The organism is Mesorhizobium sp. M0571, from assembly GCF_040320985.1.
Classification (GTDB): Bacteria; Pseudomonadota; Alphaproteobacteria; order Rhizobiales; family Rhizobiaceae; genus Mesorhizobium.
This window is the reverse complement of sequence record NZ_JAMYQT010000062.1, coordinates 12861-27432: the sequence shown is the minus strand read 5'-3', so window position 1 is coordinate 27432 and position 14572 is coordinate 12861. Positions and strand designations below refer to the sequence as shown.

Genomic DNA, 14572 nt, shown 5'->3' with positions numbered 1-14572 from the left:
GGTCCTTATTCTCTTTCTTTTGTGGGAGGTGATCTCTTTATATAAAGCCGCCGTGCCGGTTCTGGGCGCCCGTGGACTGGGCCGGGCCCGCCCCCCCCCCCCCCCCACCACTGGTGGATCACTCGAAGTCCTTGACGTTCACGACTTCTCCGGCCTGGACAACCGGTTTCACCGGCTCATAAACGAGGCGTCGCCGAACCGCTTTATCGATGATTTCTACGACATCATCACGTTCATTTGTCACTACCACTATCAGTGGAACAAGCAGGACGAAAAGCAGCGCAACCTTGCCGCGCTCCACGAACACGTCGCCTATATCGATGCGCTTGAGAGCCACAATTCCACTCGGATTGAGGTGGCCTGCCGAGCGCATCTGGCTTCAGCAAGGGAAACACTGATGCGTTCGCTTACAGGATTTGATGAAACGAACGTCAACGCATAGCGAAAGAGCTTTGACCCTGGGGGGCAAACTCAGCGCGATGCAGGCGTTTTATGATCGAGGCCGAATTGGCGGTGACAAGTTCCCTTCCACAACAAGGGAACCGACGCACCCTTTGGGATGCGTCGGAACAAAGGTCTACGCGTGGCGGATTTCCGTCCCAAGCACCTTCAGGCATTCGCGGATAAACGCGGCAAGCGCCGTCCAGCCCTTGGCTGAAACCATCGTGCCGTCGACATATGCCTCCGTTGGAGACAGGTCGATATAGGTGCCGCCGGCAAGCGTCACTTCGGGCTCGCACGCCGCCAGTGCGCCGACCTTCTTGCCACGCACGACACCGTCGACCGCAATCAGGATCTGCACGCCATGGCAGATCGTGAAAATCGGCTTCTTGGTTTCGTGGAAGTGGCGCACCATCGCCTGCACGCGCTTATCGGTGCGGATGTATTCGGGGCCACGACCGCCGGCGCAGTAAACAGCGTGGTATTGATCCAGCTGCTTCTCAGCGTCGGCGAAGGTCTTGTTGATCAGCGCATAGTGGCCGAGCTTTTCGGTGTAGGTCTGATCGCCCTCGAAGTCGTGCAGCGATGTTTTGATCACGTCTCCGGCGCTTTTGTCTGGGCACACGACATGAACAGTGTGGCCCACCGCTTCCATCGCCTGCTGGTAGACGAAGATTTCGTATTCCTCGGTGAACTCACCGGTCAGCATCAGGATCTTTTTGCCTGGCATGGTCGTTCCTTTCCTGTGACAACTGCCGGGCGAGACATGTACTCGCCCGGCGGTTTGAGGTTTTAGAAGGGTGAATCGGGGAAGTAGTATTCCTTGGCATTGGCCTGCGTGATCAAAGGCATCGGGACAGTCTCAGTCGAACGCCAGCAACAAACGGTCGCGGGAATGCTCGATATGACGACGCATCGCCTGCTCGGCCGCGGCAGGATCGGCCGCAGCGAAAGCGGCCAGGATGGCCTCATGCTCGTCAAGCGCCTCTTCGGTGACGCGCGAATGGAACATCAGGCGAAATATGTGGAAGTGGGTATGCTGGTGCGCCAGCGTTTCGCGCACGAGTTCGTTGTTGGCGAATTCCATGACCTTGTCATGGAAAATAGCGTCTTGGCGGGCGAAGTTGGAATACCGCAGGCGCTCGTCCTTGCCCTCACGGCGCGCCATGACGCCGGCTGATTCCTGAAGCTGGGCGAGCTTCGCCTCGTCCATGAGCGCGGCTGCCTTGGCCGCGCCATGAGGCTCGAGCAGCAGGCGAAGCTCGTAGAGCTCATCAAACCGTCGCTTCGTGATCTGGGGGGCAGCGCGGTAACCGATCAGATGCGTCTTCAGCACAAGGCCTTCGCCTTCGAGCCGGCCGAGCGCCTCGCGGATCGGCGTGTGAGATACGTTGAATTCCTTGACCAGACTGTCGACCGTGATGCGGGAACCCGGCGCAATCTTCAGCGACATGAGTTGCGCAAAAATCGCTTCGTAGACGTCCTCAACCAAGCTGCTGGAGCGCTGGATACGCCCGCCGGCGAGGTTCGCTTCGTCTACACTGGGTAAGTTCATGGCCTGCATGTTTTGCCTCTTGACACATTGAGTTGCTAACACGATGCTCCGGACAGTACAATCCTATATCCTATACGATTTTATAGAGGATACGATTTGAAGCTGTTTCGAGATAACGCAGTGGCGCTTGCGGTGGCCCTGCTGGAGCAGCGTGCCGCCCCCGCGGCCCATGCTTCCTCACCTGCCGAACCCGAACGGACCGTCTGCATTCCGGGCGATGGTTCGACACGTCGGTATGCAACCGCGCTGCAGGAGGGGTTTGACATCGAGCCCAAGCTTTGGGCCGAGCTCAGCGCCCTTTCGCATTCCAATCCAAACAACACGACAGGACTCAGATTATGAGCCTTTTCGCTGCCATAAGGCTGCCGCGCGAAATCCTCTTCGGGAAGGGCCAGCGCCACATCATTGCGACCGTCGCGGCCGGGCTCGGGCGTCGCGCGCTCGTCTGCACCGATGAACGTTTTGCCGCAACGGGCCCTTTCGCGGAGATCGTAGCGGCGCTGCGGGCCGCCTCGATCGACGTGCTTGTGCATGACCGTGTGCTACCCGACGTACCCCGAGACACCGTCGCCGTCTGCGCCGAACAGGCGCGGAAGTTCGCGCCCGACATGGTGATCGGCATTGGCGGCGGCAGTTGTCTCGACATGGCCAAATGCGCCGCGTTGCTCATCAGTCACGGCGGCCAGCTCCAGGACTACTACGGCGAGTTCAAGGTGCCTGGTCCGACGCTGCCGCTGATCGCGGTGCCGACGACAGCCGGCACCGGCTCCGAGGTGACCCCGGTCGCGGTGATCTCCGATCCGGATCGCACGCTGAAGGTCGGCATCTCCAGCCCGTATCTGATCGCGGCTGCGGCTATCTGCGACCCTGAACTGACGATGACATGCCCGCCGGGATTGACGGCGATTGCAGGCGCCGATGCGCTGACGCATGCAATCGAGGCCTTCACTGCGGTCAGGCGTGGCACCGATCCCGGCCTTTCGCAGAAACATGTCTTTATCGGCAAAACCGCTTTGACCGATCATTTCGCCCTGCTGGCGATCAAGCTGCTTGGCCGAAGCCTTGAAACGGCATACCGCCAGCCCGCTGACGAGGACGCCCGGGCTGAGGTGATGATGGGTGCACTTGCAGCCGGCTGTGCGTTCGGAACGGCCGGCACAGCGGCAGCGCACGCCGTGCAATATCCGGTCGGCGCGATAACCCACACCGCTCACGGATTGGGTGTCGCCACCATGTTGCCGTATGTCATGAAGTACAACAGAACAGCCGCAGCGACCGAGATGGCCGAGATCGCCAACGCGCTCTGCCTCGATGGAAAAGGCCGGACGGCCGAAGAGTTGGCCGACGCGACCATAGGCGAGGTCAGTCGGCTGTTTGGGGCAATCGGGATCACTCCCTCGTTAGCCGAGCTAGGGCTTCCCGCCGATAAGCTCGATTGGACGGCGGAACAAGCGATCAGTATCGAACGCCTCATCAAGAACAATCCGCGGCCATTCGATTTGGGGTCCATGCGGCGCCTGGTCCAGGCTGCCTTTGATGGCGACCTCGCCAGCTGCGTCATGTAAACAATCGGGAATATCGAGATGAACACGTCTTCACAGGTTCTGGCGGATGATCAGGGCATCAGCGACTTCCACACAATCTCGCACGGACTGTATATTAGCGGCCAATGGCGGCAGTCCGCGGATGGCAGGGTAATTCCTGTCATCGATCCTTCGACCGAGGCTGTCATCGCCGCTGTGCCCGATGCGACCGTGGACGACGCGGCCGCTGCCGTTGAAGCCGCTGCCAAGGCAGCCCATGGCTGGCGAACAACGTCGCCGCGAAAGCGTTCCGAGATCCTCAGACGCTGCTTTGAACTGATGACGGAACGATCAGAGGCGCTCGCGACTCTCATCGCATTGGAAAACGGCAAGGCGCTCCGGGATGCCCGCGGCGAGATCGCTTATGCCGCGGAATTTTTCCGTTGGAATGCCGAGGAGGCCGTTCGCATCACTGGCGAATTTGGCACTGCCCCCTCCGGCACCAATCGCATTGTGGTCGACTACGAACCGATCGGCATCTGCGTCCTGATCACGCCTTGGAATTTTCCTGCCGCGATGGCGACGCGCAAGATCGCGCCGGCACTTGCCGCTGGATGCACGGTGATCCTGAAGCCGGCCAGCGAGACACCCCTCACGGCCTACGCACTCGCCGCGCTCTATCAGGAGGCAGGCGTTCCACCGGGGGTGGTCAACGTCCTGACAACCTCGCGTCCCGGCCCTGTGACGGCAGCCATGCTGGCCGATCCGCGAGTACGCAAACTCTCCTTCACCGGCTCGACGGGTGTCGGTCGCGCTTTGCTGGCAGAGGCTGCCAGGCATGTGGTTTCGTGTTCAATGGAACTAGGCGGCAACGCCCCATTCATTGTGTTCGACGACGCCGATCTCGAAGCGGCACTTGATGGCGCGATGGTGGCGAAGATGCGCAACGCCGGCGAGGCCTGCACCGCAGCGAACCGCCTCTATGTGCAAGCTGGCATCTACGAAGCCTTCTCTGACGGACTTGAGAAGCGGATGTCGTCGCTCAAGGTCGGCGCCGGCACCGACCCGGATACGGAATGCGGACCCATGATCACGAAAAAGGCGGTCGAGAAGATAGACCGCCTTGTCATTGACGCGGTCACACGCGGTGCGCGGATCATGTGCGGCGGCTCAGTCCTGTCCGGACGTGGTTTCTTCTACCCTCCTACAGTGCTTCGCGACGTGCCAGGCGACTCAAAGATGGCGCATGAGGAGATATTCGGGCCTGTAGCGCCAATCTCTAGCTTCGAAACCGAGGCCGAGGTCATCGCACGCGCCAATGACACCGAATATGGGCTTGCTGCCTACATCTACACCCGCGATCTGGCGCGTGGCATGCGGGTGGCCTCCAAGATCGAGGCCGGGATGATCGCTCTCAACCGCGGGCTGATGTCCGATCCGGCAGCTCCCTTCGGCGGCGTCAAGCAGAGTGGGCTCGGCCGCGAGGGAGGACAGCATCACGGCATTGCTGAGTTCATGGAGGCGAAATACCTCGCCATCAGCATGTGAGCAGAGGAAGAATGCAAGGCGATCCCTTTCGCATCCGCGACCACGTCGCGGATTTTGACGAAATCGTGCAAGACATCGTTGACCGCAGCGAGGCCGCCCGCGCCACCATTGCGATGACCGCGGAGGTGGCCTACGGCCCGGATCCGACCGAAACCATGGACCTGTTCTTTCCCGCGGGCAAAAGAACGGCCCTGCCGGTGCACATGTTTGTCCATGGCGGCTACTGGAGAATGTTCTCGAAGCGCGACTATTCATACGTCGCGACGACAATTACCAAGGCCGGGGCCATCGCCGTCATCCTCGATTATGCTCTGATGCCCAAGGTCAGAATGGCGACGATTGTCGACCAGGTGCGCCGCGCCAAGCAGTGGGTCCTGGCCAACATCGCCGATCATGGCGGAAACCCGGCGGCCCTGACTGTCAGTGGTCATTCGGCAGGAGCACATCTTGCAACGTTTCTGTTCAACGGCGAGCATACCCCTTCGAATGTGAGGGCAGCCCTTCTGCTCGGCGGGCTCTACGATTTGAAACCGCTCCAGGATTCCTTTCTCGCCGACGAGATTGGAATCACCGACGAGGAAGTCGCCATGTTTACACCTCTTGCCTGTCGGCATGATCCTCAAACCGAGGCGACGGTTCTGGTCGGAGCCAATGAGACGCCACCCTTCCATCAGCAAGCCGATCGATTCATAGCGAGCTTGCTGCGTCAGGGATCGTTGGTAACGTCGCTTGTGCTCTCGAACCGCAACCACATGGACAGCGTCAGAGATCTTGGCGTGCCAGGGACCCAGGCTGCTGATTGCCTGGCAAAACTGATCGCCAAGGCCTGCTAACTACCTTGGGTTCTCCAGGCGGTTTGTTTTGCGCCACTCCTCGTACTCCCCGCGGGCATCCTCATGCAGCGGATAATAGCGTTGCAACGGCCCGCCCTCCATGAGCTTCGCTCGCGAGAACTCCTCCCAATCGTGATGCTTCTGTGATTCTTCGATCACCTTCGGGGCCATTGCGACAGGAAGCACCACCACCCCGTCGTCGTCGGCGACGATGATGTCGCCGGGGATCACGGTGACACCGCCGCAGGCAATTGGAACGTTGACGGCGTTCGGATAGATGCTGGTCTGCACATGATAATTTGGCGTCCAGCCGCGCAGCCATAGGGGCAGATCGAGCTTTTCGACATTGGGCCGGTCGCGCATGCACCCGTCGATGACGATGCCCGCGCCGCCCCTGCCCTTAAAATACGTCGACATCATATCGCCGAAGACGCCCGAGCTCATGTCGCCGCGCGCGTCGACCACGACCACATCGCCGTCCTGCGCGTGATAAAGCACGTGCCGATGCAGCTGCGTCTCAGGATCGGCATATTCTCCCTCGGTGAATAGGTCCGGCCGCTGTGGCATGAACTGCAGCGTCAGCGCCGGCCCGACGATCGACTTCCCGTGGTTCTGCGCCACCGGTCCCACCATGTGCGGATTGCGAAAACCCATGTGGCCAAGCGTGCCGGCAACCGTCGCGGCGCCGATCTCCCTTAGCGCGTCAATCAGGTCTTTTGGCGGCCGCGTGATGTCGGGAGCATGTGTCATCGTGGACTCCGGTTGAAAGGGAACTACCAGTTCGTAACAGAACCGTCGCGGCGCTTAAGGTGAGGCGCTTCCCAGAAACGCAAACTTCCCGCCTGGATCGCCTGCTCGTTGATCTCGACGCCGAGCCCCGGCAGATCGCTGACCGGATAGTCGGGGCCGTCGAGCCGTGGTTGCACGGGGAAGAAGTCGGAATTGTCGAAGCCCAGCTTTATTTCGGGCGCCCTGGTCTCGAGCCACGCGAAATTGGGTACAGCGGCGGCGAGATGCACGGACGCGGCCGTGCACACCGGACCAAGGGGATTGTGCGGCATCAGATCCACATAGTGCGCCTCGCTCCAGCCAGCGACTTTCATCGCCTCGGTGAGCCCGCCGACGTTGCAAACGTCGAGCCGGTTGAACTGATGGATGCCGCGCTCGATGTAGGGCAGGAACTGCCACTTGCTGGCAAATTCCTCGCCGATGGCAAAGGGGACGTCGGTCATCGTACGCAGGGATTCGTAGGCCTCCGGTGTCTCGTCCCGTATCGGCTCCTCGAGGAAATCAAGCACGCCGCGGCCGAGCTTGTTGCAGAAGCTCGCCGCCTCTGCCACCGACAGCCGATGATGATAGTCGATGCCGAGAACGACCTCGTCGCCCAGCGCCTCGCGCGCCTTGTTCAGCATATTCGCGGTAGGGCCGATCGACTCGCGCGGCTCGAAGATGTCCCTGCTGTTTTGCCCGACCGGGAAAAAGCGGATCGCCTCCCACCCCTGTGTGCGTAGTTCGCGGGCTCGTTCGATGGCAACATCGCCCTCGGTCTCGTCGCCGGTCGACGCAAAGGTGGGGATGCGGTCGCGCTGCCTGCCGCCTAGCAGCTCGTAGACCGGCACCCCCAGCGCCTTGGCCTTAATGTCGTGAAGGGCGATGTCGATGGCGGAAATCGCCGCCTGCAGAACCCGCCCGCCTTCGAAGTACTGGCTGCGATAAACCTCTTGCCAGATCCGCCCGATTTGCATGGGGTCGCGGCCGATGAGAAACTCGCGATAATGCTCGACCGCGCCAGCCACGGCCTTCTCGCGACCACTCAAGCCGCTCTCGCCCCAGCCGAAGATGCCCTGGTCAGTCTCGACCTTGACGAGCATCTGGTTGCGCGTTCCTACCCACACTGGATAGGGCTTGATCGCGGTGATCTTAAGCTTCGTAGTCATCCACGCCACGTTCCAAACGCATCCGCCCTGTCTCAGTTGGCCTTGAGGGCCATTTCGGTTTCTCCGTCGAACAGATGCATCCGCTCCTGGTCGAACTCGAGCCAGATCTGTTCATCGGGCGCGACGGCAATGTTCGGCGGCACGCTGACGTTGACGATGGCGCCGGAGAGGAACGTCTGCACGAAGGTGACGTCTCCGGTCGGCTCCACCGTGTAGGCCTTGGCCGGAATGGCACCGGGGACCGCGCTCTTGCGCAGCTTGATCGTCGAGTGACGCGCGCCGAGCACGACTTTCTTGCTCGTTGCCCTTGCGACCTTCTGGGCGTTGCGCGGCGAGAGCTCAAAGCTCCAGCCCTCCGCGCTGGTCAACACAGAGTTGCCGTTTGCCGTCGATGCCTCCAGCGGAATAAGGCTCATCGCCGGGCTGCCTATAAAGCTGGCGACGAACATGTTGACGGGATGGGCGAAGACCTGCGCCGGTGAATCGTATTGCTGGAGGTAGCCGCCGTTCATCACCGCCATCTTGTCGGCCATGGTCACGGCTTCGAGCTGGTCGTGCGTCACATAGATGATCGTCGCCTTGAGGTCCTGGTGGAAGCGCTTGATCTCCGAGCGCATCTGCACGCGCAGTTTGGCATCGAGGTTAGAGAGCGGCTCGTCCATGAGGAACACGGCGGGGTCGCGGACAAGCGCACGGCCCAGGGCCACCCGCTGCTGCTGCCCGCCCGAAAGTTCGCGTGGCTTGCGCTCGAGCAGGTGCGTCATGTCGAGCACTCGCGCCGCTTCCTTGACCTTCTTGTCGATCTCGTCCCTGGGCAGTTTGCGCATCTGCAGCGGGAACGCCAAGTTCTTGTAAACCGATTTCTGCGGATAGAGCGCGTAGTTCTGGAACACCATTGCGATGTCCCGGTCCTTGGGGTCGAGGTCGTTGACCACCCGGTCCCCGATGACGATGTCGCCCGATGTGATCGGAATCAGCCCCGCGACGAGATTGAGCGTGGTTGTCTTGCCGCAGCCTGAAGGGCCGACGAGCGCAACGAACTCGCCGTCATTGACCGTCAGCGAGACATCGTTGACAGCTTTGAAGCTGCCATAGGTCTTGACGAGATCTTTGAGGACCACGTGGGCCATCGGCAACTCCCTAGTGCTTGACCGCGCCTTCTGTAAGGGCGCGTACGAAGTATCGTTGCAGGACCAGGAACAGCACCACGACGGGCACGCTCATCATAAAACTGGCCGCCATCAGGCCCGGAAAATCCGTCGTATTTTCCGAGAAGAAGCGCTGGATGCCGACCGGCAGGGTCAACTGGTCGTTCTTGGAGAGGAAGGTGTAGGCGTAGATGTACTCGTTCCACGCGCCGATGAAGGAATAGATCGCCGTAGCGATGATTCCCGGCATCGAAAGCGGCATCACGATCAGGATGAAGGCCTGGAACCGCGTTGCGCCATCGATGCGCGCCGCCTGCTCGAGTTGCACCGGGATGTTGTCGTAAAAGCCCTTGAGCAGCCAGATCGCCAGCGGCAGGCCGAAGGTGAGATAGGTGAGAATCAGCGAGCCATGCGTGTTCATCAACCCGAGCACGCGCATCAGGATGAAGAGCGGCACGAGAAAGATCACCGCCGGGAACATGTTGCGCAGCAGCACGGCGAAGAACAGGAAGTTGCGGCCGGGGAAACTGAAGCGCGAAAACGCGTAGGCCGCGGGGACAGCCACGATCACGGAAAGGATTGTCGTGACGGTCGACACGAAAAGGCTGTTCCAGAAAAAACGGAGGAAGTCCTGACCGACGCTGTTCTGCGGATCGAGCAGCTTTTGGTAGCTGGCGAAGGTAGGCTCGTCCGGCCACCATTGCGGCGGGAATTGCGTCGCCGCGAACCCGGACTCGATCGAGGTGATCAGCATCCAGATCATCGGCACCGCGGTGTAAAGCAGCATGAACACGAGGAAGATGCGTCCGGCCCACCGCCATCCGTCGACACGCATTCGGCGACGGGTCTGGCTTCGAGAGGCTGTCTCGGCGATCGCGCTCATGCGCTCCCCTCTTTCCGCTCGTTGCCGCTTAGCGCACGGACGTAGAAGTAGCCCAGCGTCATCAGAATGAGGAACAGGAGCACCGAATAGGCCGACGCCACGCCCCAGCGCTGCCGGCCGAAGGCGAGCTCATAAATGTGGGTTATCCAGATATGCGATGCGTTCGACGGCCCGCCGCCGGTCATGATCCAGGGGATGATGAAGGAATTGAAGTTGGCCACTGCGAGCAGCAGGATCGTCACCACCGAGACGTTGCGCAAGTGCGGGAAGGTGACGTGCCAGAAGCGCTGCCATGCATTGGCCCCGTCGACTTTTGCGGCGAGCAGTAACTGGTCGGGGACTGTCTGGAGGCCGGCCATCATCATGATCATGGCAAAGGGAAACTCGCGCCAGATGTTGACGACGATCAGGGAGGGGAGCACTGTGCTGACGTTGTCGATGAAATTCGGCGGCCGGTCGGCCAATCCGAGGCCGACCAGAACCGCGCCGATGATCCCGAAATCCGAATGGTAGATCCACTTCCAGATATAGGAGGCGGCGACCGCGCTGATGACCCAGGGAATGATCAGGATAGCGCGCAGGACACCACGGCCGACAAAGTCGCGGTGGAGCGCCAGCGCAGTGGCAAACCCCAGGACAAAGGAGATGAAAGTGGACCCCAGTGTCCAGATCATGGTGTTCCAGGTGACTTTCCAGAACACCTGACTGGTGAGGATGGCCGTGTAGTTGTCGAAGCCGATGAAGATCTTGTCGCGCAGTTGCAGGCCAGGCGGCGTCTTAAAGAACGACAGCTCGATCGTGTAGTAGATCGGATAGGCGATGACTATGAGCATCACGGCGATCGCCGGAAGCACGTACGCGTAGTCGGCGCGATGCTCCCAGATCTTCCGCAGCGCGCCGGACCTACCGGGTTGCAATGTTCGGCGAGCCTCGGCCTTGCCGGTCACGATCGTCACTGTGGCGTGCCCTTATTCTTCGGAACGAACCGGCTGCACTATCCGCGCAGCCGGTCAGATCGTAGGTCGGGCCTGGACTAGAGTCCGCCCATCAGGTCTTTTACCTTCTTGGCCGCGTCGTCCGCCGCCTCGTCGACAGTCATCGCTCCGGTCAGGGCATTCTGCAGCATATCCGGGACGATGATGTTCATGATCTCGGGGGCCTGCGGCAGCGCTGGGAACGGGATGCCGTATGGCAGCATCGAGGTCGTGACATCGAGGAACTTGATGTTATCCAGGCGTTCCTTCATCCATTTGGTCTTGAAGCCGTTAAGGTTGCCCGGGTTCGAGCCGGCGTAGGCCATCTTCAGCGACCATTCGGGGCTCGTCCACATACAGATGATAGCCTTTGCAGCCGGCTCGTCTACCTTGCCGCCCTCGACATATTCGGGCTTCAGGATGTGAATGTTCGAGCCGCCGAACACGACGGCGCGCTTACCGTCGGGGCCAGTCGGAATCAGGCCGTAGCGCATGTTGTCGATGACGGTCTGCGCTTTGTCCTTGTCGGTGCCGGTCGCCTTCGCCTGCAGGTCAAGCATGACGTTGTAGTCGGACGGGTGCGAGATCATCATGCCGAGCTGACCGGCGACGAACAGGGGCTGATTATCGGCCTGCTGGTTGGTGAGTGCCGAAACTGGAACCGACTTGTCGCGAACATACATGTCGTATGACGCTTGCAGCGCCGCCTTGCTCTGCGGGCTGTCGAGCTCGACCTGCTTATAGGTCGGGTTCGCGGTGGCTTCGTCGAAGACGCCGCCGCCATAGGCCCACAGCTGTGGCATGAAGCGATACGGCGTGTTGCCGGCATTCTTGCGAGCCACGAGGCCGTAGCCGGCAATGCCGAGCTTGTCGTGGATCTGCTTGGAATATTTGACGACGTCGTCCCAGGTTGCCGGAGCCTTGTCCGGATCGAGGCCGGCACGCTTGAAGATGTCGGCGTTCCAGATGAGCGCCATCGTCTCGTTGTTGGTCGGAATGCCGTAGGTCACCCCCTCCCAGGTCACGGCCTTCATAGCGCCGGGCCAGAAATCCTCGGTCGAATACCCCACATCCTCGGGCTTGAGCGGCTGCAGATAGCCCTTTGAGGCGAACTCGGTACCACCCAGGATTTGCAAGCGGACCGCCATCGGCGCGGCATTGCCCAGGAGCGCGGTCCGGAACTTGTCGAGAAGGTCGTTATAGGTGAGGGCTTGTTCCTCAAGCTGGATGTTCGGATAGGTTTTGCGGAAGGTCTCGAAGAAATCCTTGTAGTACTGGCGCAGGAGGTCGGGGTCGCCCTCGAACACGCCCTGATACCAGAAAGTCAGTCGCCCCTTGTAGTCGAGCGGGGTGACCTTGGCGCAATCGGCCGCCGTGTCAAAATCCTGTGTGCCGGCGATGGAGCGCACATATTCCGGCGACCACTTGCTGAGGTCGACCGGCGGCGCAGCCAGCGCCGATGTGGGCATCAGGGATGCCATCAAAGCAGTGACGACAGTGCCGCGCAGGACCGCACTGCCGAGCGTAATCCTCGTCATAGGTATCCTCCCTGGTTCTCCCATGCCGCCCTGCGCCGAGGCAAAGCGGTCCTTGCTCGTTTCGATCGCGAGGATGCTCAATGTATCCTCTCGATCCCTTGGTACGTTTTCAGATCATAGATTGCCTGTCAACGCGCTGGATCGTACATTGTTTGCGAAAGCCGTGTGTGATATCGGGCAAGATATGTATTAACTTGGGGAGCCGGCCTTGGCCGAAATAAGCGATTTCAAAGCTATGCCACCCGTGGAGACTGATCCCATCGGGGCCTCCAGCGAGGGCGCCTCGCTTTATGAATTGATCAGGGAAGACATCATCGAGGGCCGGCTCGCCGCCAACGAACGGCTTGTAGTCACCGATCTCGCCCGGCGTCACGGCACCTCGACCAATCCTGTGCGCGAGGCCCTGCAGCTGTTGCGTGGGGAGGGCTTTGTCATCTTTGTCGCCAACCGCGGCGCGCGCGTCCGACCCATAGATCAGGATTTTGTCCGGGATATCTACGAGATCGGTGTTCTGATCGAGCCAGCCCTGACACGATGGTTTGTGAATATGGCTACCGGCGAGGACATCGCCGAACTCGAACGTCTCCAAGGCCTGATTGAAGAGAACAACTTCGCCGACACATTCAGGCACAGCGAGCTGGATACCGCTTTCCACACCGTGATGTACCAGCGGCACTATAACCGCCACGCCGCCGAGCTTTGGTGGAAGCATCGCGAAGTGCTGCGAGCCGTGAGCCGGCGTTTCAATTTCACGCTCGCGCGACGTGCCGCGATCATGCGCGAGCACCGCGAACTCATCGCGCTCGTAAAGGCGGGAGAAGCCGACAAGGCGGCCGAGCTCGTTTCCCGCCATGTCGAGGGTTCGGGCCGGCATATTCTCGAACAGATGCGTGCGCGCAACGCCGCTCGGGCCGGATAGAATGTCCAGTCTAGACCATCATTAACCCGACCCATTCCAGATAAAGGCAGTTGAGATGAAAATCACGAGCATTCGGCCGTGGCTGATCAAGTCCGATGCTTCTTATTGGGGAGAGTATCTATTCGTCGAAGTGATGACCGACGAGGGGGTGAGTGGGTGGGGAGAGATCACCACCACTACAAGGCTCGCCAACCGCGCGCTCTGCACGATCCTGCGGCAGATCGGCGTCGCCGTAACAGGCGAGGATCCAGCGCGTATCGAGCATCTTTGGCATAAGATTTTCCGCAGCTTCACTTACATGGGCAGCCGCGGCGCCGCCGTCGAATGCGTGAGCGCCATCGATATAGCCCTCTGGGACATCCGGGGCAAAGTCCTCGGCAAGCCGATTTACGAGCTGCTGGGCGGACCGGTACGCGATGAAATCGCCCTCTACACCCATCCCAACCAAGTCAAATTTACCAGCAAGGAAGCCGTGGTCCGTGAAATTCGAGACATCGTCGAGTCCGGACACACGGCGCTCAAGTTCGATCCTTATCCCCACCAGGGCCGCAGTGCCGATGGCCTGCCCCGCGAACAGCGGGACGGCTACCTCGATGGCAGCATGAGCCGCAAGGACGAGCGCGAAGCCGCAGAACTCACGGCTCTGATCCGCGAAACGGCGGGGCCTGATGTCGACATTCTCATCGATGCGCATGGCCGCTTCGACGTTCCCACCGCCATTCGCCTCTGTCGGAGCCTCGAGGAAGCCGGCCAGATCGACTGGTTTGAGGAGCCCTGTCCGCCCGAGAGCCTTAACGCCCTCAAGCAGGTGCGTGAGAAGGTCAGTACCGCTATCTCGTGGGGCGAGCGCGGCCACACGAAGTGGGATTTCGTGCCGATCCTGGAGAACAAGCTCGCTGACTACATAATGCCGGACGTGACCTGGACCGGCGGCATTACCGAACTCAAGAAGATTTCCGCCCTCTGCGAAGCCTACTACATCCCGGTCTCGCCACATGACGCCGCGGGGCCGATCAACGTGGTTGCGGGAGCGCAGGTGATGATGACCGTTCCTAACTTTTACAAACTCGAAACGTCGGAGTGGAACCTGGGCAAATACGATCACCTCATCGACAGACCACTCGACGTTTCGAACGGCAGCCTCAAGCTGACGTCGAAGCCTGGTCTCGGTGTTGCGATGGACCGCGACTACCTGCAGGCCCATGAGATCGAGCTGGGGTAGCAACGTTCTATGCCGGCCCAGAGTGAGGGGCGACAAGCCTCGCCCACCAGA

General features: G+C 60.6%; 15 protein-coding genes. 7 read left to right on the top strand and 8 right to left on the bottom strand.

Annotated features, from left to right (window positions below; all coding sequences use genetic code 11):
- Positions 1-442 (top strand): FCD domain-containing protein (locus NKI85_RS33595; RefSeq protein WP_352780212.1); only part of this gene is annotated, 442 nt, incomplete at its 5' end.
- Between the two features lie 135 nt (positions 443-577).
- Here the strand turns inward: NKI85_RS33595 and NKI85_RS33590 are convergent.
- Together NKI85_RS33590 and NKI85_RS33585 are read right to left on the bottom strand one after the other, a co-directional pair.
- On the bottom strand, positions 578-1171 hold the full coding sequence (locus NKI85_RS33590) for a DJ-1/PfpI family protein (RefSeq protein ID WP_352531319.1): 594 nt from the start codon (positions 1169-1171) through the stop codon (positions 578-580).
- A gap of 132 nt (positions 1172-1303) precedes the next feature.
- Positions 1304-2005, bottom strand: coding sequence for a GntR family transcriptional regulator (locus NKI85_RS33585; RefSeq protein ID WP_352531321.1), 702 nt, complete (start codon positions 2003-2005; stop codon positions 1304-1306).
- An 87-nt stretch (positions 2006-2092) separates the two neighbouring features.
- On the opposite strand from NKI85_RS33585, the gene NKI85_RS33580 reads away from it, so the two are divergent.
- From NKI85_RS33580 to NKI85_RS33565, 4 genes are read left to right on the top strand one after another with little or no spacing between them, the layout of a single operon-like run.
- The gene (locus NKI85_RS33580) at positions 2093-2338 is read left to right on the top strand and encodes a hypothetical protein (protein WP_352531323.1); all 246 of its coding nucleotides are present in this window, start codon (positions 2093-2095) and stop codon (positions 2336-2338) included.
- Positions 2335-3561 carry an iron-containing alcohol dehydrogenase gene (locus NKI85_RS33575; RefSeq protein WP_352780209.1) on the top strand — a complete coding sequence of 409 codons (1227 nt, stop codon included), beginning with the start codon at positions 2335-2337 and terminating at the stop codon, positions 3559-3561. The genes NKI85_RS33580 and NKI85_RS33575 overlap by 4 nt, the downstream gene beginning before the upstream one ends.
- A gap of 18 nt (positions 3562-3579) precedes the next feature.
- Positions 3580-5067, top strand: coding sequence for an NAD-dependent succinate-semialdehyde dehydrogenase (locus NKI85_RS33570; protein ID WP_352531327.1), 1488 nt, complete (start codon positions 3580-3582; stop codon positions 5065-5067).
- A gap of 11 nt (positions 5068-5078) precedes the next feature.
- The gene (locus tag NKI85_RS33565; protein WP_352531329.1) at positions 5079-5900 is read left to right on the top strand and encodes an alpha/beta hydrolase; all 822 of its coding nucleotides are present in this window, start codon (positions 5079-5081) and stop codon (positions 5898-5900) included.
- Here NKI85_RS33565 and NKI85_RS33560 read toward each other — a convergent pair whose 3' ends face one another.
- The 6 genes from NKI85_RS33560 to NKI85_RS33535 all read right to left on the bottom strand — a co-directional run bounded on the left by NKI85_RS33560 (position 5901) and on the right by NKI85_RS33535 (position 12380).
- Positions 5901-6650, bottom strand: a complete 750-nt coding sequence (locus NKI85_RS33560) for a ribonuclease activity regulator RraA (protein ID WP_352531331.1) — start codon at positions 6648-6650, stop codon at positions 5901-5903.
- A gap of 23 nt (positions 6651-6673) precedes the next feature.
- Positions 6674-7837 carry a mandelate racemase/muconate lactonizing enzyme family protein gene (locus NKI85_RS33555; protein ID WP_352531333.1) on the bottom strand — a complete coding sequence of 388 codons (1164 nt, stop codon included), beginning with the start codon at positions 7835-7837 and terminating at the stop codon, positions 6674-6676.
- 32 nt (positions 7838-7869) lie between these two features.
- Complete coding sequence (locus NKI85_RS33550; RefSeq protein WP_352531335.1) at positions 7870-8967, bottom strand: ABC transporter ATP-binding protein; 1098 nt, start codon at positions 8965-8967, stop codon at positions 7870-7872.
- Positions 8968-8977: 10 nt separating this feature from the next.
- A complete protein-coding gene (locus NKI85_RS33545) occupies positions 8978-9868 on the bottom strand; it encodes a carbohydrate ABC transporter permease (protein ID WP_352780206.1) in 891 nt (296 codons plus the stop codon).
- On the bottom strand, positions 9865-10824 hold the full coding sequence (locus NKI85_RS33540) for a carbohydrate ABC transporter permease (protein WP_352531339.1): 960 nt from the start codon (positions 10822-10824) through the stop codon (positions 9865-9867). Before NKI85_RS33540 ends, NKI85_RS33545 begins: the two co-directional genes overlap by 4 nt.
- Before the next feature lie 77 nt (positions 10825-10901).
- Positions 10902-12380, bottom strand: a complete 1479-nt coding sequence (locus NKI85_RS33535) for an ABC transporter substrate-binding protein (protein ID WP_352780205.1) — start codon at positions 12378-12380, stop codon at positions 10902-10904.
- Between the two features lie 208 nt (positions 12381-12588).
- Here NKI85_RS33535 and NKI85_RS33530 point away from each other — a divergent pair, with 208 nt between their 5' ends.
- Together NKI85_RS33530 and NKI85_RS33525 are read left to right on the top strand one after the other, a co-directional pair.
- Positions 12589-13299: a GntR family transcriptional regulator gene (locus tag NKI85_RS33530; RefSeq protein WP_352531343.1), complete on the top strand. Its 711-nt coding sequence runs from the start codon at positions 12589-12591 to the stop codon at positions 13297-13299.
- A gap of 55 nt (positions 13300-13354) precedes the next feature.
- The gene (locus tag NKI85_RS33525) at positions 13355-14521 is read left to right on the top strand and encodes a mandelate racemase/muconate lactonizing enzyme family protein (RefSeq protein ID WP_352531345.1); all 1167 of its coding nucleotides are present in this window, start codon (positions 13355-13357) and stop codon (positions 14519-14521) included.
- The last annotated feature ends 51 nt before the right edge of the window (positions 14522-14572 follow it).

Coding starts and splice junctions, on each gene's coding strand:
- NKI85_RS33560 (WP_352531331.1), bottom strand. CDS start 6,650: ATGACACATGCTCCCGACATCACGCGGCCGCCAAAAGACCTGATTGAC.
- NKI85_RS33575 (WP_352780209.1), top strand. CDS start 2,335: ATGAGCCTTTTCGCTGCCATAAGGCTGCCGCGCGAAATCCTCTTCGGG.
- NKI85_RS33525 (WP_352531345.1), top strand. CDS start 13,355: ATGAAAATCACGAGCATTCGGCCGTGGCTGATCAAGTCCGATGCTTCT.
- NKI85_RS33570 (WP_352531327.1), top strand. CDS start 3,580: ATGAACACGTCTTCACAGGTTCTGGCGGATGATCAGGGCATCAGCGAC.
- NKI85_RS33565 (WP_352531329.1), top strand. CDS start 5,079: ATGCAAGGCGATCCCTTTCGCATCCGCGACCACGTCGCGGATTTTGAC.
- NKI85_RS33590 (WP_352531319.1), bottom strand. CDS start 1,171: ATGCCAGGCAAAAAGATCCTGATGCTGACCGGTGAGTTCACCGAGGAA.
- NKI85_RS33550 (WP_352531335.1), bottom strand. CDS start 8,967: ATGGCCCACGTGGTCCTCAAAGATCTCGTCAAGACCTATGGCAGCTTC.
- NKI85_RS33555 (WP_352531333.1), bottom strand. CDS start 7,837: ATGACTACGAAGCTTAAGATCACCGCGATCAAGCCCTATCCAGTGTGG.
- NKI85_RS33585 (WP_352531321.1), bottom strand. CDS start 2,005: ATGCAGGCCATGAACTTACCCAGTGTAGACGAAGCGAACCTCGCCGGC.
- NKI85_RS33535 (WP_352780205.1), bottom strand. CDS start 12,380: ATGACGAGGATTACGCTCGGCAGTGCGGTCCTGCGCGGCACTGTCGTC.
- NKI85_RS33545 (WP_352780206.1), bottom strand. CDS start 9,868: ATGAGCGCGATCGCCGAGACAGCCTCTCGAAGCCAGACCCGTCGCCGA.